General features: G+C 41.4%; 8 protein-coding genes. 6 read left to right on the top strand and 2 right to left on the bottom strand.

Annotated features, from left to right (window positions below):
• Positions 1 to 15 precede the first annotated feature (15 nt).
• Positions 16 to 1,257: an SGNH/GDSL hydrolase family protein gene (locus tag APB76_RS10690; protein ID WP_054963486.1), complete on the bottom strand. Its 1,242-nt coding sequence runs from the start codon at positions 1,255 to 1,257 to the stop codon at positions 16 to 18.
• A gap of 421 nt (positions 1,258 to 1,678) precedes the next feature.
• Here APB76_RS10690 and APB76_RS10685 point away from each other — a divergent pair, with 421 nt between their 5' ends.
• On the top strand, positions 1,679 to 3,133 hold the full coding sequence (locus tag APB76_RS10685) for an aerolysin family beta-barrel pore-forming toxin (RefSeq protein WP_074181708.1): 1,455 nt from the start codon (positions 1,679 to 1,681) through the stop codon (positions 3,131 to 3,133).
• Positions 3,134 to 3,210: 77 nt separating this feature from the next.
• Here APB76_RS10685 and APB76_RS10680 read toward each other — a convergent pair whose 3' ends face one another.
• On the bottom strand, positions 3,211 to 5,967 hold the full coding sequence (locus APB76_RS10680) for an immune inhibitor A domain-containing protein (protein ID WP_054963485.1): 2,757 nt from the start codon (positions 5,965 to 5,967) through the stop codon (positions 3,211 to 3,213).
• A gap of 837 nt (positions 5,968 to 6,804) precedes the next feature.
• Between APB76_RS10680 and APB76_RS10670 the strand changes: the two genes are divergently transcribed.
• From APB76_RS10670 to APB76_RS22590, 5 genes are all read left to right on the top strand, one after another.
• Positions 6,805 to 13,080 (top strand): LamG domain-containing protein, encoded by a 6,276-nt coding sequence (locus APB76_RS10670; RefSeq protein WP_054963484.1) that lies wholly within the window; start codon positions 6,805 to 6,807, stop codon positions 13,078 to 13,080.
• Positions 13,081 to 13,171: 91 nt separating this feature from the next.
• Positions 13,172 to 16,684, top strand: a complete 3,513-nt coding sequence (locus tag APB76_RS10665; RefSeq protein WP_074181707.1) for an RHS repeat domain-containing protein — start codon at positions 13,172 to 13,174, stop codon at positions 16,682 to 16,684.
• A 912-nt stretch (positions 16,685 to 17,596) separates the two neighbouring features.
• On the top strand, positions 17,597 to 18,280 hold the full coding sequence (locus tag APB76_RS10655) for a hypothetical protein (protein ID WP_054963483.1): 684 nt from the start codon (positions 17,597 to 17,599) through the stop codon (positions 18,278 to 18,280).
• Between the two features lie 1,126 nt (positions 18,281 to 19,406).
• Complete coding sequence (locus APB76_RS10645) at positions 19,407 to 19,871, top strand: hypothetical protein (RefSeq protein WP_054963481.1); 465 nt, start codon at positions 19,407 to 19,409, stop codon at positions 19,869 to 19,871.
• Between the two features lie 74 nt (positions 19,872 to 19,945).
• The gene (locus APB76_RS22590) at positions 19,946 to 20,137 is read left to right on the top strand and encodes an RHS repeat-associated core domain-containing protein (RefSeq protein WP_074181706.1); all 192 of its coding nucleotides are present in this window, start codon (positions 19,946 to 19,948) and stop codon (positions 20,135 to 20,137) included.
• Positions 20,138 to 20,168: the final 31 nt, after the last annotated feature.

Here is a 20,168-nt window from a genome sequence, read left to right as displayed (position 1 = left end):
TCTGCCCAAGTGCTTTTAGAACGGGAACTTGCTTAACTCTTCTTGAATAATCTTGTCTGCTATGTATTTATGCGCTGCGGTTGTTGGGTGCGTGACGCCCCAAAATACGTACTTATCGGAGCCATGATAGGCACAATCATTAGTAAAACTGTGGCTGTACAGATAATCGAGTGCTGAGCTGCGATTGATGTCCAAACATGCATCTGTAGAGTTTGCGAAGCCGTATTCTTGAGGCTTACTCGTCATTGAATTAAATAGTGTGTTTGCGTCGTAGAGAACAATATTAATCCCTTTGCTCTTGTACAGGGCCGCTTGTTCTTTGATAAAGGCATTAAACTCAACAATCTTAGCTCGTACAGTATCGATTTCTTGCTGGGTTGAATATTTAAACTGTGGTGCTTTTGTCGCATCAGGTAGCGTCAATAAAATTAGGTGCTGAGCACCTGCGTCTGTGAGTCGAATAAGTGCACTGCTCAAATCGGCTTTTACATCAGAGACTTCTCGGTTGTAATTCATAAAGTCATTTAAGCCGAATTCAAGCGTAAACAATGAGTTCTTAGGGTCATAGTTTTTGGCCATCTTCATGTACGTTAGGTAAGAGGTTACCTGGTCATAAATGCCTGTTAGCGCAACGTACTGGTTTGTGCCAGCTGCACCACCAACTGACCAATTGTATAAAGGAACGTCTTTAGCCTCAGCCAAATACTCTGTCCACACAAAACCATTTGAGAAGTGGCCTAAGAACCAAGAATTGGCATTTGGAAATACCCACTGCGAGCCATTAAATAGATTTCCGGTATCCGATAGGCTGTCGCCGAAAGCAACTAAGCGGTTGATTTTACTTGATGATGTATTGTCATTCGTCCAAATCGAGTGATTGTAAGAAAAACGATTGTCGGATGCGTAGTAAAGCATATCAGCGGTACTGTGGTTCACGTTAAGTGTTTCCTGGCAACGCTGTTTTATAACTGATTGTGGTGTGTTGGTGTAAAACATGTTTTTAAACGAGACCGAAGACCACCAGTAACCGTGTATTTTTAGGTATTCGCCATCACTATCAAGCGCCCATTCCCATGAGGTTGCAGGATCGTCGTGAGTTTGAGCAGGACGATACCAGCATCTCACATAGGTGTAGGTTTCGTCATTTTGAACGGTTGCGGCGTACGCTGCAGTTACCGCTTCGGGTGTGATAGGTTGTTCAGCAGAAAATGCCGGTATCGCGATCAACGAACTAGCCAGTAAAAGTGCATTCTTCATAAAACGTTCTCATAATTGTTGATTGGTAGAGTAATAGCTCCTCCGATCTGTATCTCATATGAGATTGTGTTGAGTCAAAGAATAGGTTTCATGAATGTATTTAAAGGTGAACTAAGATCAAATAATTCCCTTGTTGAGAAAAAGCTAAATTAGAATTGATCATTATTTAATCTTCTAAATTAGGAGGTGCAATTTAAGGTGTGATTAATTTAACAAAAACTAATGTATTTATTGGCTATTTTGAATTTAACAGATTGAAAATCAATCAACAATGTTCATGAAGAAAAATAATATGTCAATGTGACATTTTGTCCGTTAATAGTATTTAAAGCTTTATTCTTATTGGTTATTGGGAGTACAAAAAACGTGCGGAGTAATTGTATATTTCGCATCGTATCCCATTAATTTATAGGAATATAACGTGAATAAAAATAAGGTTTTAAAAACAACGTTACTAGCTACCTCGGTTGTAGCAGGATTAATGTCGAGCAACCTTTATGCAGCAGTGGATATATTGGATATTAAACTTCAAGGCCAAAGTTGCGAAATAGGATTTCGACCTATTACCTCTGAAGAGGTTATGCCGATTAAATCAGAACTCATTGGTCAAATGGGGCCGTGGCAAATTACCAATATTTCAGATGGTTATGTTTTGATGGGCTCGGGCTACAACGGAACCATTAAACAAGACCAATTAGCGGGTACGACATGGTGTACCTACAACACTCCACCAGATCACAGTATTCCAGCCTACGCGGCATTAGTTTTACCTGAAAATGATGAGGCTTACACAGAGTGGCATCTCATCAACAAGCAAGAGTTCTACAAGCCCCTTGCATTGCTTGCTCATTACCTTGGTTTTGGCTGGGCTGGGGGAACCGGTAGTAAGTATGTTGGCGATGATATGATCACATCGACAGATGGCCTAGGGCACTATGATATTGATGCAGATGACTCAGGCTCATGTGAAGGCTACCGTTGCAATGAACGTTTGAAAATGGATGTCACTGGTTTCCAATACCATATTGACCCAGAAACGTTTAATGCCGGGCAGATTACCCAGTCAGATAAAGAGCTTATCGGTCGACGTTCTGAGGTTGTGACCAATGAGTCCGATCTAGAACAACAATATCGTGTTACTTTTAAATATGAAAAATCAACTAATTGGTCTAAAACTGATACGTATGGTTTGAGCCAAAAAGTGTCGACAAAAAATAAGTTTAAGTGGCCTTTAGTGGGTGAAACAGAGCTTTCAATAGAAATTGGTGCAAATCAAAGCTGGGCAACAACAAATGGAGATTCAGAGACGAAAGGTATCTCCAATACGATTGTTGTGAATGTAGCGCCGAATACTAAACAAGAAGTGTTTATGGAAGTATTTCGCTCTTCGATCAGCTACCCATATTCATTCAATGCAGAGCTAAGTTATGAAGTTGCTATGACAGGCTTCATGAGATGGTCGGGGAATGCATTAAGTCACCACCCAGATAATCGACCTACCTATACAGCAAATTGGGTCATTGGACGAAACGGTGGTAATGACAAAAACCTGAAGTATCAATATGAACATCGCAATATCCCGGCGACATCGAACGAATGGGATTGGCCTTGGTTGTTACGCGAATATGGTGCTGACAACGTGAAAAGTTTATTGGGTCAAGTGTTAAGACCGATACAAACGCAAATTACCGGTGAGTTTTTTGCGGATGCATCATTTGGTTCAGACGTTAGATTCGGCGAAACTATTCCATTGGGTAGTCGTACGAAACGCGCTGTGCTTTCTGAACCTACTGACTATTCTCTTAGCGACCAAGAGTTAGAAGCGTACGGAATTAAAAACTTCACTGTTGAAGTTGTGCCGGTACCCAAACTATAAACAAAAAAGCGCGGCCGTTGTGGCCGCGCAAACTTCACATTATGGAAGTATGGGAATAAAGAGAAACAAAGAGTAGATTAAAGATCAACGACAATGGTTTTGCTAGTTTTAACACCATCATCATCCATAACAGTCAGTTTTACTTCATGTTTTCCGTAACTTGGGAAAACCTTAGTAAACACACGTCCGCGTTTGATTTTGCCATTTGGTAATACCCACTCAGTATCAACGATGCGCCCATCTGGATCGTGACTTGTTGACCACATAGTGACCCAGCGACCTAGATGGATATATTTGGCGCTCGCAACAGGTAAGGCATTAGGCGCAACTACATCAATGCTTTTCGTGCTGGTGTGAATAGCGCCCATATCATCAGTCACAGTAAGTGAGACGGTGTATGAGCCAGATTCAGAGTACGTCCAAGTTGGTACGGCGTCAGTGCTGGTTTCACCATTTCCGAAATCCCACAAGTAAGATATGATTTCGCCATCTGAGTCGCTACTGTTATTTTGAGAAACCACCGATAATCCGTTTACAGTTAGTTCAAAGCTTGCTGTAGGGGCAACATTTGGCTGCTGTACTTTAGAAAGCTTGATCACGCCGTACTCGTTTGTAGGGGCTTGCTCAATCACCTCAATTGCGATACCAAATTCTGTAAGTAAACGACCAGAATCTGGAGCGATTGGGTTGGAGTAATCTTGATCATCAGAGAATGAGTTGTTTGCCAGTAGACTAACATCTTCTAAGACGTCACCATCGGCGTTTTCTAGGCGCATACTGGCTTGGTCTTGCAATGAGAAAGCAGCGTCGCGTATTTGGTAGCGAGTTTGAGCAGCTGTTCCAGATTTCGCCCAAACCATTGCGTTTTGGTCGGCATCCACGACACCTAGCCAACCTTCACCTGGATGCTTACCTACCCAGTTATCCGTCATCGATTCATCAACGTACCATACGATTAATCCAGGTTCGAATGACATTAATTGTCCGAAGCGTTTGATGTTGCTTAAACCTTCGTCTACATCAGTGTGACTACGCCATTGAAGTAGATAGTAGTGCGGTGCTTCATTGAAGCCATCATTTAAACGATAGCCATTTAAAGCAAATGTTGATTGCGCTTCGCCGTTATCTATATTGGTCACTGAACCATCTATGTCTAGAGCAATGTCGTCTATATGAAGACCTTCCATTGCTAATCCACCATCAGTGACATAATCGAAACCAAGGGTAATCTGTTGTCCGGCCCATTGTGACAAGTCAAATTCAGCGTCAACCCAGCCTTTTGAGTCGCCAGCGATCGCCGGAACTAGTCCAGTATTGTACGGGTCATCATTAGTGGTGATGTTGCCTGAAATTGGTTGTCCATTGACTAGAACACGAGCAAAATCGTAATCTTTCTCGATTTGATACCATGCGTTAAAGGTAAGCTTAATTTGAGATGCAGCAGGAAGGGTAACCTTGCGTTCCATGCTGTTCTTTAGATCATCACCTTTACCACTGTGGAAATTGAACTTTCCATTAAATGGGGTAAGTCCAGCGGTACGTTTAACCGGAAGGTCTACGCGCACCATATTGTGTTTATCATTATCGACGGTTTGATGCAGTTTTATTTCAATAGGTTTGGCATCTATGTCGTTTAAAGTGACGACTGAGTTATCTACCCAACGGCCTCCAATAGACGCTTGAAGGAACTGTTTTGCCCACGAACTAAACGCAGTTGGCTGAGTACCACCGATCTGCCCCGCCCAACTTCCTGAAGACATGATAGACCAGTAAGAGACGGGTTCGCCCTTACCTGTATATTGAGTATCATATTCATCTGGTAGGCCAAGGTCATGGCCATATTCGTGAGCGCAGACGCCAGCAGCCGCATCTATTGGCTGTATTGTGTAATCAAACGCTGCGTACTGGCCATTGAATCGCCCCGGTACGGTACTAGATGTGCCTGACAATACGTGGTACTTGCCCAAGTTGTAACGGTGTGACCAAATTGCATCTGCACCAAGTACGCCTCCACCAGCCTCTTCACCAACTGATGCATGGAAAACCATTAGGTGGTCGATTACCCCATCAGGTTCGCGGAAGTTTCCATCACCGTCATAGTCGTAACGGTCTTCAATGTCATAGTCTGCTAGATTGATCGAAGGATCATTCGCTAACTGATTTAGTGCTTCACGGACTAGCTCTTGAGCATTTAAATCGTTATCTGTTGTAGGGGAGTTACCACCGTAGAACGAAGCATTATTTTTGGCGCGATACCAACCAGCAGCTTGACCTGCAACACTATAGCTGTTGCCAGATTCATTTTCATAGTACTGGCGCATAGAGATAAAGTTTTCGCCGTTGGGGCCAGTGTAACCAACATCTGAGAACAGCAGTTCTTGATAATGGCCAGGCTCATAGCGATCATAGAGCATTTCAGTATGCTCTTTAGTCAACCTGTTGTCGTCCCAAGGCAAGTCTGGGAAATCGACTAATACGGCAAGAACTTTGTCGGTACGCTTGTCATTCGGGTCGAATGAAAAAATATGAGCCTTGCGAAGCCCTTTATCAAACTCTATCGATTTTAGAATTTTAGCGCGTTGCTCCAAGGCTTTTTTGCCGAACTGTGCATCACCTTTAAAACCACGATTTAGTTTGCCGTCGATGAACTTATCTAGCGCATTTTGACGATCTTCAACTGAGGCATTGGGATTAAGTTTCCCTTGGGCAACAAGCATTTCAATGACTTTGTCTTCATTAATGACGCCCAAGTCGATCGGAGTCTGGGCATTACCACTTGCGCTGAATAGAGTGAACACTGCTGACGCTAGCAGTGATTTCCTCATCGTTTTCATTATATTTCCTTATTTATTTTTTATTGCCAACAACCCGCTAAATAGCAGGTACAACGACGTTGTTAGATCCAATCAGCACCCAATCGAATAATCGGTGGGTCATTATGGCTAACGCGTTTTATCGTTATTCTTTCGCTGAAATACAGTCAGTTTCTGCCGCGTCGGACGGCTCTTCAGAATGGTTTTTACTAGAAGATTTTGAGAATTTTCGAGAAAGATAAATTTGCAACGATTCTTGTTTTTCAAGTTCGCTTTGGTCTTCGCAAATAATACCCTGTTTGATGAGCGATTCTAGAAGTCGTTCGTCATCTATGCCGCCAGCCATTGAAGATGTGCATATGAGAGCTAATAAGCCACTGATTGATTTCATATTGTATTTTTATTGGTGCCTAGGTTTTGTAACAAAATATAATTAATTTAACGCAAATGTAACTGGCGAGTTCTCATTGAGTGGATCTATATCTCATTATCAACCTTTATGGTTAACATTGTGAAATTCGGCTATTGATAGTTCTGTTGCGTTAATATTTATATTTTATGCATATATAACTTGTATTTGTGTAGATTAGGTTTTTACAGAATAGTGCGGAGCTATATATTCAAAGGATAATGATTAGTGTAAATTAAATTAGCGTTTTCTTTTTTAACTATTTATTTTTTGTAGTGTTTTAAAATAAAATAACAAAAAATTTGAAGTTGAATTCGTACTGTAAACCTTGAAGTTAATGCCTATAGGTCATAAGTGATGCTTATAAAGATATAAAATAAGTTTATTTCACCTTTAGAGATAGATTTAATATTATCAATGATAGTCGTTTCTTTTATTAATCAAGTACTTTGTCTGAACTAAACATACTCCTTAAACTTTGCTTTCTATTTATCGCTATGCTCTGTTCAAGCGTCAATGCATACCAAGTTGATTATCGTTACAACATGCGTGGACAGTTGGTTGCAGAAAAGGGAGATGAGAAGCATAACTATCATAACCTAGACGCTCTGGGAAATCGCTTAAGCGTTTTGCATGGCTCTAATGGGGCGCATTTAAGTAGCCCCGTTCTGAATGAACCAGCCAATGGTGCAGTATTCAATTTCAGTCAACCGATCTTGTTCTCATGGGAAGCTGTCAATGGCGCAGTCTCCTATGACTTGTGGTTTGGAAAAGATCTATCGAATCTCAAGCAGTTTAAGACGGGTATCAAAGAATCTCAGATAGTGGTTGAGTTGAATCATATTGTAGATAGCCAGCCCAGATACTGGAAAGTCATTGCGAATAATGGTCATGGCATAAGCAGTGCCAGTAATAATAGTACTTTCTCTGCATTAGATAGTGATCGTGATTTGCTCCCCGATCATATTGAAGAGAGCCTCTGCACCTCTTCTCAACATTCCGACAGCGATGGTGATGGTCTTGCTGACAACCTAGAAATACGCTTTGGTGAATCAACCATAACGACCTCTTTCCCTTGTCTTCAAGATAGCGACTTCGACGGAATCGAAGATGCCTACGAAGTCAAAGTGGGCAGCGATCCCATGGTGGTAGACAGCTACCGCAGTGATAGTTGGTCTCACTATGTCGATTGGATTGCTGAAAAGCATCAACAGCAACAAGTTGAGATAGTTTCAACACCAAGAGTATTGGATGTACGCAATAATGATGGCTATGCCATTTCGGGGATTGCGCCCGATGGGGAAGCATTAAGCTTGACGTACTGGATTAAACACTCTCATAGCGACACTAAACAAACCATGGGTAGTGATGATGATAATGGTCGACGTTTTTATATCGGTGTCGATAAAGAAAATAGTGTCACCTTCGGTGTTGGAAATATATCTACGACGTTGAGTAAAGTTAAGATTGAGGACGAACGTTGGACCCATTTTGCCATGACTTACTCGGGTTCTACGGCCAAGATTTATGTTAACGGTCAGCTAAGGCGTACGTGGAGAGGACTAACATTTAAAGACGTCAGTCAGTATGCACTCTGGTTTGGCGCGCGCCACCAAAAACGGGCCTGGCAGGCTGAAAGTGTGGAAGGAGTGATTGATAATCTGAGCGTCTGGCGGGCAGCGCTGTCTGCTGAAGAGGTTGCAAAGAGCATGTTCAGTCTCGACAGTGTCACCAGTAGCGATTTGGTCGCTTATTACGATTTTAATCATAGCCGCGGCGAATGGGTTCAAAATAAAGTAACGAACAAGTTTGACTTGAAACTTGCGGCAGGTGCGGAGCTGTCAGCAGAAGAAGACTATCTCGATACAGACAGCGATGGACTCGCCGATACATTTGAACAGGCTCTGTGTACTAATAGTGATAATCCCGACAGTGACGGCGATGGTGTTTCCGACGGTGAAGAATTTGGTATTGGTTCTAGAATCGACGTTATATCCAATGCCTGTCAAGTGGATAGTGACAATGATGGTATTCCAGATGACTACGAATATCAGTTGGGAATGAACCCAGCTGTAAATGATGTGCTAAAACTAAACTCTGATACCGGAGAAACGTATTGGCGAGGTTATGTATCGCATTCTGAAAGTGTCGACAGCAATCTTGATGTCATTGTTCAAGACAGGCATTTTGACTTAACGGACAGTCAGGCTTATGCCATTACCGGGCTTACGAATAACCGTGAAGATTTCACGTTAATGTATTGGTTTAAGCCGAAAACGTTGTCGGATCAATATTCTGGTTTTTCGGGTTCAGGTTGGCATAAGCTCGCATTGGGAATAGGTAGAGATAGGGCTATTAAAGGTACATATAATTCATCCTCCAGCGCTATTTCTGTTTACAACAGTAAGTCAATTGTCACAAATAGCTGGCAGCATTTTGCTTTGAGCTGGAACTCCGATACTTACCATGCTCAAGTGTACTTAAATGGCGACTTGGCCTACAGCGGCAGAGTGCCGTCTTGGTACTCTCGAAAAGAGATCCTTGCTTTATGGGTTGGTGCTCAGAATGCGTCGAGTGCGCCCAAGCACTTTATGAATGGTCTAATTGATGATGTTCAGTTTTGGAAACACTCACTCGCCCAACACCAAGTACGCCGTTATATGACCGAGCCTCCGAAAGGTAATGAGCAAGGAATAGTGGCTTATTATGACTTTTCTAAGTCTCGTGGTGCTTGGGTTGACAACAAAGCCAATGACAAGTTTGACCTCAAGTTAACCGATGCCAGTCGTTTAAAGCTTGCCGAACCAAAGCAAGACAGCGATGGCGATGGCCTTTCAGATGCATTTGAATCAGGCCTATGCCTTGATCCAAATCATCCGGATACAGATAACGATGGCCTACCAGATAGACAAGAGCTCGTGCCAGCTAACGGTTTAAAATCGACCAATCCCTGTTCGATAGATACCGACAATGATGGTATTGACGATAAGTTTGAACAAGAAAATGGGTTTGACCCCACTCTCCACGATGTTAATCAAGTGTCGCCACAGAGAAAGATTACTAACTGGCAATTCTATGCGACTCGTAGTAAAGAAAAACTACTGGCCCAAGGTGAAAAGGTTGAAAGCGTTAGCGGTGGGCTTAATGTGTCGGGTAACCTAGGTTATGCGGTTTCGGGTATCGCGTTTGACAAGTATCAACAGCAAGCGACCTTAATGTATTGGTTTAAAACTGATAAGTCAGATTTGGCGCAGTACAGTGGCGTAAAGAAAGATACATATAAAGGGCATTATTTAGGTATCGACAAACGCAACAAGCCCTTTGGTCGCTCTTGGGGTCAGGTATTAGAAACTAGCGCTACAGCAAAAAGTGATGTCTGGACGCATATGGCGTTGGTTATCTCTGACGACACCAAAAAACTCTATGTTAATGGCCAGCTAGAGCAAGTGATTAGCATTAAAGACTATTTAAGTAGCGACACAGATTCGACCTATGCTATGTGGTTTGGTGCGGTCAATTATCTTGGCAAAGATGTGTTTCACCAAAGTGGTCAGATTGATGATATTCAACTTTGGAGCAAGCCACTTTCTCAGCAGGACATAATCAACTATATGCGCAAGCGTCCCGAGAAAAGCGACAAAAGCTTAGTCGCTTGGTATGACTTTTCGCAATACCTAGGTGGCTGGGTAAAAAATGCAGCGACTGATACCTATGATCTTAAGTTGGTTAAAGGTGCGCATATTGTTGAATCGGAGCAATCTAACGATAGCGATAGAGACGGGTTGAGTGACGAGTTTGAAACCACCTATTGTACAGACCCTGAGAAAAGCGACAGTGATGGCGATGGCCTGAATGACGGGCAAGAAATCAATGTTGGTGTCATTATCAACGGTCAAAAAGTGACGACAGATCCATGCACCGCAGATACCGATAATGATGGCATCGACGATGCGTTTGAAATTATCAATAGTATGAATCCAGCATTAGCCGATGGTCATATTGTTGATGCACAAGGTCAGCAGACACATTGGCAGCGATATATAGAAGAACTTAACCAAAGTGATGAGTTTCAATTGGCCAGTGAGCAAAACGAGCCTGGAGTGTTAGACATCGAAGGTTCACAAGGGTACGCCATTACAGGTTACTACCCGACTTCTGACCCAGCCACAATTATGTTTTGGTACAAACCGAATGAAAAACTCTTTGTTAAAGAACAATCACTTTCTGGTGTGGTTGATATTAACAGTAGTTCAGCATTAGCGTTGGGTCACAGTATGTATGGTGCTATGTATAGGACTAAGAAGTATGGTGAGATAGCTTATGACCACGACTTAGTTAATGAGCAGTGGAACCATATTGCGTTGACTATTGGTAAAAACGTTACAACCTTGTATGTCAATGGGCAACTAGCACTGCAACGTAAGGGAACTCTAAAGGCGATTGCATACCCCTTTTTCTTAGGCGCGGCCAATATTGAAGGGCTGGCTGGGCGACATATGAATGGCAAATTGAATAACGTCATAAAGTGGAAGCGTGAACTCACTCGTGAAGAAGTCCGCCGTTATATGATCACGCCGCCGAATCCTGAGTCAGACAGTACCTTGGAATGGTTGTATCGCTTTGACCACACTAAACATGGTTGGGTTAAGAATGAGGTGACAAACCTTTATGATCTGAAACTTGTTCACGGTGCGAAAATTTCAGCAGAGCGTCCAGTTGTCGATTTAGATAAGGATGGTCTGGACGACAAGTTAGAAATAGCCAGCTGCTTAGATGCTACACGATCTGACACCGATGGCGATGGTTTGCTGGATGGGCAAGAGTATGGCGTAGACTCAAACTACTCAACGGTTACTGACCCTTGCTTGGCAGATACAGACCTCGACAATATCCCTGATAGTTTTGAACTTGAGCACCAGACTAACCCCTTAATCGCGGACTCTGGGCGTATGGCTAATTCGGCAGACGAGCGAAACAATTGGCAAGTCTATGCAAACTCACAAGTCAAAGAGCTGCCTCAAGCGTCGCAGATGGGTGCAAAACGCGCCTTACAACTTAGTGACAATAGAGGCTACGCCATTAGTAATCACTTTTTTGATTCCCACGATATGACGTTAATGTTCTGGGGACAGTATCAGACAAATGGCCAGCAGCAGCTGGGAAACATGGACACGCACAAGCTGGGGTTTTCTCGAGGTGATGTGGTGTTCGGCGACAAGTATAGTTCTCGCTCTAAGCTCGGCAATCTTTCTGCTGATGGCTGGGTACACTTAGCTCTAGTTCTGTCCAACAGTGGTAAGACTCAGCTCTATGTCAATGGCGTAAAGGTTGATGAAAAACATCCACATAGAGCAGAGTTGTCTAATGTTTGGGCGACCTATATTGGTGCTGTAAACGACAATGGTATAGCAAAGGAGTATATGGAGGGCTTGGTCGACAATGTTGGTATTTGGAATCGCGCAATCAGTCCTTCGGAAATCTATCAATATATGTTTACCGCTCCGGCGCCTAGTGATGAAGGCCTAGCAGCATGGTACGACTTTACTCACTCCAAAGGCGATTGGATCATGAATCTGGCTACAGGTGAATACGATCTCAAATTAACTCATGGTGCCCACTTAGTAGCGGAACCTAGCGACGAAGACAGTGATGGTGATGGATTGGTTGACCGATTAGAGTTGGCATTTTGTACTGATGGTTTAACCGCTGATAGTGATGGCGACGGGATCAGTGATGGTGATGAACTTTCTGTGGGTAAACCATTTATTCTTATTACCAATCCTTGCGATCCTGACAGTGATCATGATGGTCTAACTGACGATTTTGAACGTGATCATGGCAGTGACGGCTTAATTGCGGATGCCAACTTCGACAGCAATGGCAACGGTATCTCCAATTGGGACGAATACCGAAAAACACAAACCAAACATTTGCCTGAGACATCAGTGGAGTCTGGAACTTTATCGCTTAGCAAAGGTTATGCGATTACTCCGTTCTTCCCTAAAAGCAGCAACTCAACCTTTATGTATTGGTTTAAATCAGACAGCTTGGAATCTCAGTTGTTAGGTGTAAGTGAAAACAGCGAACAACACTATTATGCCGGTGTTGAGTATGCGCAGAGAAAGTTTGCTTGGGGTGAAGATAGAAAAAGTGGGTATTCTTTTAACGAACCAGAATATTCTGTCGATGAGTGGAACCATCTCGCGTTGGTAATAAGTGATAAGCAGATAAAGTTATTTATTAACGGGGTACTTATAACTAAAAATCCTCGTTCATGGTCAAGCATTACTGCACCTTTTAACCATGCATTGTGGTTAGGTGCTTTGAATAAACAAGGTCAGGGTTCTGATTACTTTAACGGTTTTATAGACAACGTGCAGATTTGGGATAAAGCGCTCTCCGATAATGAGATAAAGACTCATATGGCCTTAACACCTGACAAGGGCGCTGAAGATTTGCATGCGATGTACGATTTTACTTCTATAAAAGGTAATTGGGTCAAGAATATAGCTAAGGATGAGTATGATCTATTGCTTTTAGGAGATATTCATATCGAAAGCCTCCAACTTCAAGACTCTGACGGGGATTCCATACCGGATTTTGTTGAAAATCATATCTGCACAGATCTTCATAATTCAGATACTGATGGGGATGGACGCTCTGATGCGGAAGAGTTAAAAGAAGCAACTTCTCCCTGCTCTCAAGAGAGCAATGAAAGTGAGTAGTAGGGGGCACACACCGTCTAAACATAAGAAACCAACTGGAACTGTTCCTTTTTAGAAACAACAAGTAACCCATCCAATTAAGGAAATATTGATGCTTTTGGCTATTTTTGTCGCGCTTGCCATTGTCGTTCTTGCGCTACTTCAATCATGCGCGCCAGCAATGGAACCACCTACAGGACCGTTAGGGGTATCTGACAGTGCTTATCAGAAAAGTCACTCTCACCGTGGTGGGACTAGTGACAACGAAGAGGATTGTTATACCTCAAGAGGCGCGCCGATTTGGCATTTTGATTTCAACAACCTTAACCTAGTCGTTCAAGATACGCCAATATGGATAGATTCAGCATATGGGCCAAGTATTGAGTTTACCCTTACCTACAACGCACTAGGAAAAGAAGACAAACAAAGCTCAGTAGGTTCACGCTGGACACACAATTACGCTGATTACGTTTCTAAACCAAAAGATTCCAGTTCATTAGTATTGGTGTCAGGTACTGGGCGCGTCGATGAATACCAACAAGTCGGAACCAACTATATCTTGAACTCGCAGTCGCTGCTCTCAGGAGAAGCGACACTATTGCCTCGTCTGAGTGTTGAAGAAGACGTGATCAAAGCAACGTATGTTGATGGTAGCTACAAAACGTTCACTCAGGTTAAAAATGGCGACTACCGATTAAGTTCTGTGGTCGATCAAAGCGGTAACGGGCTTAAGTTTGCCTACCAAGACAACCAGCTAATGAGTGTGACTAACGCACTAGAGCAAACTCTTACTCTTAGTTATAACCAGGCCAAGCAAGTTGTCTCAGTGACAGGTCCAACAGGCTATAAAGCTCATTTCGATTACAACCAGAAAGGTGAATTAATCTCGCTAGAGGACATGCAAGGGTACTCGGCGCGGATTGCTTATAATGATATGGGGATAATCTCATCCCTAGCGGACGCCAAAGGAACAACAAAGTTTTTCGTTGAACTCGGGGATCCAGACTCTAGTCGAATTGATGAGTATCCTGCGTTTGGCGACCCTATGGGGATGAGCAGTCGAATGACGGTCGTGAACCCCTTGGGTTTCAAAGAAGAGCTTTTTTACAATTCGCAAACCGGTAAAGCGTGGTACGTTTCGCCACAGCACTACGTTGATTACGTAGATGTCAATGTCAACAATAGTCAGCCTGACGTTCCCAAAACCGTATACGACTATCAGCGATACTCCAAAGGTTATTCTCGTGTTCAACAGGTTACTAGCCCAGATGGTACATGGACTCGTTTCGAATACGACCAAAATCGTAATCTATCCAAAACGGTTTATTCAGATGGTAATTCCGTCAACTATCGCAACAACTCTTTTGGTAAAGTCGTGGAGTTTACTGATACGCTTGATAACAGCACGATCTATGTTTACGATGATCGTCAAAACTTAATTAAAGCGGTTACGCCGACAGGCGAAAAGAGTTTTGAATACAGCCAAAATAACTTACTGATTGGTGCCACTAATTTAAACGGAGCTAACACTCGCTATAAATACAACGACCAAGGGCAGTTATTACAAGTAACGGCTGCTGATGGTAACGTTGTCGACTTTGGTTATTCATCTGGGCGACTCGAATCGATTGTCAGTCAGGGTAAGGCGCTGGCTTCATATCAATATGATGAGCTAGGGCGCGTAACACAAGTTACTGATATACATGGTAAAGCCACGCAATATCGTTATGACCGAATTAACCAACTCACTCATATCAGCAGAGAGGGAAATCGTGATACTGAGATTGTTTATGGGAGTTGTCCTCGCCTTGTAGAGAGCGAAACCCTTCCGGGAGGTCGAGCTTACCAATATCAATATAATTCAGCAAAGCAATTGGTCGCTATCGTTGATCCTATGCAAGGTGTGACACGAATAGAGCGCAATGCTTCTGGGCGTATTGAAGCGTTAATCGACGCCAATCAAAACAAAACAGAATTTGAATACAACTCAGTTGGCCAGTTGACAACCAAGCGTTATGCCGATGGTAGTGAAATCACACACGACTATCAGCAAGGTTATGTTCGCAGTACAACTAACGCTCGTGGCATCACTAAGTCGTTTCACTACAACGATAAAAAACAACTGACTCGCGTCAGTTACAGTGATGCAACGCCAGAGGTTTCCTACCAATACGATACATTAGGCCGATTGAACTCAGTGTCTGATGCTCAAGGTACAACGGGTTATCACTATTATCCCGATGGTCGACTTAAGCGTATCGATGGCCCATGGGAGAGCGATTCCATAGAGCTAGAGTTTGATAAGCTCAACCGTTTTTCATCAGTCACGTTAAACGGCCTTAACTTTGGTCAGTATCAGTACGATGCATTTGGGCGTTTGACCAGTGTTTCGGCGTTAGAGCAAGTGTTTGAAATCACTTACGACGATACACCGCAAAATGTAGCGAGTCGTTTGACATACCCTAACGGTATGGAACAGGTATTAAGTTTTGACGATATTGGTGATATCTCTAAATTGGAGTATCGGAAAGGTGAGAAGACTGTCGGCAACTTTGTTTTCGGTTTTGACATTGCAGGTAAGCTCACCCAATTAGAGTCTAACGAGTTACTCCCTCTAGAGAGCCCACAAACACAAGCCACGTACAATTCACTTAACCAGATCTCCTCGTGGAATGGTGACAGCAACGCTTTTGTTTACGATGCAGACGGGAATTTAATTCAAGGCTTGTTACCAGGTGAGATTCCATTTGTCGCAGACTATGACGCTGAAAACAGACTGACCGCGATTCGTTTTGAGAAAAGTGGCACTCAGGTTGAGGAGCGATTTGAGTATGGTCACGATCATTTTCTAAGAGTGTATCAGCGCTTTGAAAACAATACTAAAACCTTAGAGAAACGTTTTGTTCGCTTAGGCCTTATTGAGCTTCAAGAGCGTGACAGCGAAAACAACGTTTTAGCAAGCAATGTATGGCGACCAGATAGAAAAGGCGGTGTCGCTGGCTTGTTAATGCGTCAGCAGAGCCAGCAAAACACTTACTACATGACTAACCATCTTGGTCATGTCTATGGTGTGTTTGACCAGGCCAGTGAAAGACTCAGTCAGCGAGGCTATTCGCCTTACGGGCAAGTAAGTGGCGATGATTTCGCTCTACAGCCTTTTGGCATGTCGACCAAACGCAGCGATTTTACCAGTGGGTTGGTTTACTTTGGTTATCGCTTTTACATGCCCAATTTAGGCCGTTGGCTTAACCGCGACCCACTGCAAGAGCAAGGCGGGATTAACCTCTATGCGTATGTGGATGGTGACCCGTTAGGGTATCTGGATCCGGATGGGCGTTATAAGTCCAAACCATACAACCCGAGTCCTACCGACCACTTGATATATCCACCTCAAAAAAATAGTCAATGTTATTATGATTGTTATGAAAAGGCAAAGGCAGCGATGTCACCAAGGTCTGCAGTAATGGAGCAAGCACCACACAATAAATCTCTTTCATGTAAACAGCCAACGCAAAAGTGGAATGTATTTGATAAAGAAAAGAGATCAGCAGTTCAGGAGCTTATCGAAGAACTATATGCAGAAGTATCTTGTGATATTGAATGCTCATTAAATACATTATATTGAAGGACTAAAATGAAATTAGAGTATATGAATTTAAGTAGGAACTTCAAACCAAGAGTGAAATCAGACAGAGTCTTTCTGTACAGTTATTTAATTATGGATTATGTAAATGAAATTTAAACAATTCATTCAAGTTGCAATATCGTTGTCATTTGTAGAAGCAACATACAATTTTATTTATGACTTTTTGTATATTGAATTTACAAATGATAATTTGGTATTGCTCGGCATACCATTTGTTAACTTTATATCTATTCCACTACAGTATTTAGTTATTTCATGCATTGCTTGGCCTATTTATTCATGGCTTGTATTGAAAGACATTGAATAGGGTGATGTCCTGTTTTTGCAATAAGACAAAAGTCTTTGTCTCCAAACAAGTGCTGAAGACGAGGTCAGGTCTTTCCTTTTACTATAGGGTAAAGGCTTTGTTTCCGAATAAATAGGTGGTGTCCTTTTCGAACTACAATGGATTGAAAAACTAGTAAATAAGGTCACATCTCAGTTACCACTTATATATGCCAAACTTGGGCCGCTGGCTTAACCGCGATCCACTCCAAGAGCTAATCTCTATGCGTATGTGGATGGCGACCCGTTAGGGTATGTAGATCCAGATAGAAAAATAAAGGGCAGACCGGTAAATCCCAATCCATGGGACCACGCAGTTTACTCAGGCCAAACGAATAGCCAGTGTATACATGATTGTGTTGAGAATATGAGAAACTTGTGGACAGAAAGTCTTCCAATAGAACCAGAAAGTAGTAATCCGCGAAGCAAAGCTTCATGTGACGCTACGAATAAAAAAACTAGTTCAAATAGTTTTGCTAAAAAAAATCCAAATCCGAGGCGCAGGAAACAGTGTTTTAATATTTTAGATATCTGTCATGTGAAATATATTGTGAATGGAGTTATTAAATGAAAGTAATTGTTAATTACATAATTGTTTTTTTAGTGTCTATTTCGTCATTGTTGTCATTCGATATAATATCGAAAGAAAGGGAATTGGAAATGATTGACATAGTAAAGGAGTGTGAGGTTTTAAAAGAAAATGCCGATAACGGTGATCATAAAGGGTATAAAAAACTAACGGATTGCTATTTTTATGGGATATTGGGGAGTATAGGTGAGATTAACTATAAGAAAATTGATTATTATCTAGAAATGGCAGTAGATACCATAGATGATGATCAAAGTAAGTTATTACTTGCGCGCTCATATATGCACTATCCTAGCCGAAATTGTTTATATGATAAATCTGAGAAGTTACTAAATAAAGTAAAGGATAAGGATCAACTACAGTATAAAATTTTATATTGTGATGCTATTATTAGTGGAAAGTTTTCAAATAGTGGTAATTATGATTTAACATGTCTAGAGGAAATAATTGAACATGGAAACAAGCCTGCTTTATATGCGTATATGGAAAGTTATAAAAATAATTATCATAATGGATTAGATTATAAGGAAGAATATTTAAATCGTTATTATGAAAAAATATCAGATAGCGAATCAGAATCATTAAAGGGGTTTCTTGAAATGAGGTGTTTTTTTATTCCGTTAGAGCAGTGTGAACCTGTTAGTGCTTGGGAGTTAAAATAAAGAATAAGGCCTTGTCTTTTTTACCATTCCTTCTTCGATTCGAATGTTTCTTCAGGAGGGAGCGTTAATGTATACGGTGGATTTGTTTTTAAGGTAGGAGTAACAACAAATTGAGTGTTTTAGAAATTTCTCGTTTTGTTTTTCCATTGGCGTCTTTTATATGTGTAGTTGTATTGATCCATTCCCCTCTTATTTTAAAAAATATAGAAATGACAATGGTAGAGTTGGCCCTAGAGACTTCACAATGCTGTTTAGCAAAAAAGATTTTTTGAATGAACAAGGGCTTATGATTAGGGAAAGGTTGCGACTAACCATTAACTGGTCATTTTTAATTTCACTATTGTCTTTTTTTATTATTATTTATGAACAATATGTGGTTGTTATTTAGATTTCTTTGTCTGGTTAATTCTGTCTTTCACTTAACAGTATTTATGGGGTATAACAATGATTATATCGTTGATGAAATAGGCAGCTTACTAATATCTTTAGTATGCACATTTGGTTTTGTTTCTTCCTTTAATGATAGGTGTAATAAGTACTCTGTATTGCTCGTATTTGCATCTTTTATATTGGCGAATTGGTACTATTCTTAATTAAAAATCTACTGTTATTTTTAGTTTTATGTTTACACTTAATAGTTTTTATTTTTCGACTGAGATGTCGAGTAGGCTGTAATTCTTAATACTAAGGCCAGGGTTTGTTATTATTATATGATGTTTTAGGTTTTGTCATGATTACCTCTATGGGGGTATTTGGTCTTACGATTACCGTTGGAATTTTTATAATTTGTTACTTCAAAAATGAGAATAAGAATAACTCGCGGTACTTAGAGGGTTTATTTATCATATTTTTCCACCAAAATAAGCTAACGAAAAAGGGTAGAGATGTTCAGAAATTAGTTCGTCGGATACTAATAGGTTCTTTATTAGTTATGTTCGGAGCATTTGGGGTAGCTCATACCTTCGGTATTTGACAGTGTTTATGTCATCGATATACAGCGTCATTATAAGAAAGAAGCTTCAGCTACTTACAACGCCGCAAAGTCAGTACCAGGTACAAGCGTGACAGGAGCACTGCCAGGTAGTCAAGTTGATTTAGCTACAGGGTATGTTGTCGGAGAGCTTTTATGAATAAGAAACTAGTATCTTTAACTCTCTTTATTTTAATTGGTAATTTATTGAGTTCTGGCTTGGATGATGGGAGGGGTAAGGTTTTATTTCTAAAATTAAAGAGGTTAGTTGGTCAGAATGTAATATTAGATGATGACACTTGCTATATGATTTCGAGTGATTGGCTTTTTCTGTCGAAGAATGATAGGTCATATGCATTTATGTATTTAGATAAGGATCCTAAGGTTGCTACGCTTGTATTTGGGAAGACAGTGAGTCAGATACCGAAAGAGAAACGATCGTGGATCAAGTTAGAAGAATACACGCAAGGTAAAAAAATATACTCAATGGAGTATGATTCTAATGGTCACTACTTTTCTGATTTGAATACTTTTGAAGCGATCATGGTCGTCGACGATAAAGGAGTATTTAATTACCCAATGCCTTTAATCAAAACCAACATTGATGATTGCTCAATTTGAAGTGAAAATAGAGGATGAATACTTGTCTTTAAGAAACTAAGTGGCTGTAGGATTTCACCCTACAACCGTTTGGCATGCCGACCAAACGCAGCGATTTTACCAGTGGTATAGTTTACTTTGGTTATCGCTTTTACATGCCCAACTTAGGACGTTGGCTTAACCGCGATCCATTACAAGAGCAACGCGGGATAAATCTCTACGCGTATGTGGATGGTGACCCGTTAGGATATGTAGATCCGGATGGGCTTTGTTGCTTAATTAGGTGAGAATACATAATAGCCCAATACTGTTCAGTTC

Origin of the sequence: Vibrio bivalvicida (assembly GCF_001399455.2) — a bacterium.
Lineage (GTDB): Bacteria > Pseudomonadota > Gammaproteobacteria > Enterobacterales > Vibrionaceae > Vibrio > Vibrio bivalvicida.
Note: the sequence above shows the minus strand (reverse complement) of the source record. Positions and strands in the feature narration are given on the sequence as shown.

Coding starts and splice junctions, on each gene's coding strand:
- APB76_RS10690 (WP_054963486.1), bottom strand. CDS start 1,257: ATGAAGAATGCACTTTTACTGGCTAGTTCGTTGATCGCGATACCGGCA.
- APB76_RS10680 (WP_054963485.1), bottom strand. CDS start 5,967: ATGAAAACGATGAGGAAATCACTGCTAGCGTCAGCAGTGTTCACTCTA.
- APB76_RS10665 (WP_074181707.1), top strand. CDS start 13,172: ATGCTTTTGGCTATTTTTGTCGCGCTTGCCATTGTCGTTCTTGCGCTA.
- APB76_RS10655 (WP_054963483.1), top strand. CDS start 17,597: ATGAAAGTAATTGTTAATTACATAATTGTTTTTTTAGTGTCTATTTCG.
- APB76_RS10645 (WP_054963481.1), top strand. CDS start 19,407: ATGAATAAGAAACTAGTATCTTTAACTCTCTTTATTTTAATTGGTAAT.
- APB76_RS22590 (WP_074181706.1), top strand. CDS start 19,946: ATGCCGACCAAACGCAGCGATTTTACCAGTGGTATAGTTTACTTTGGT.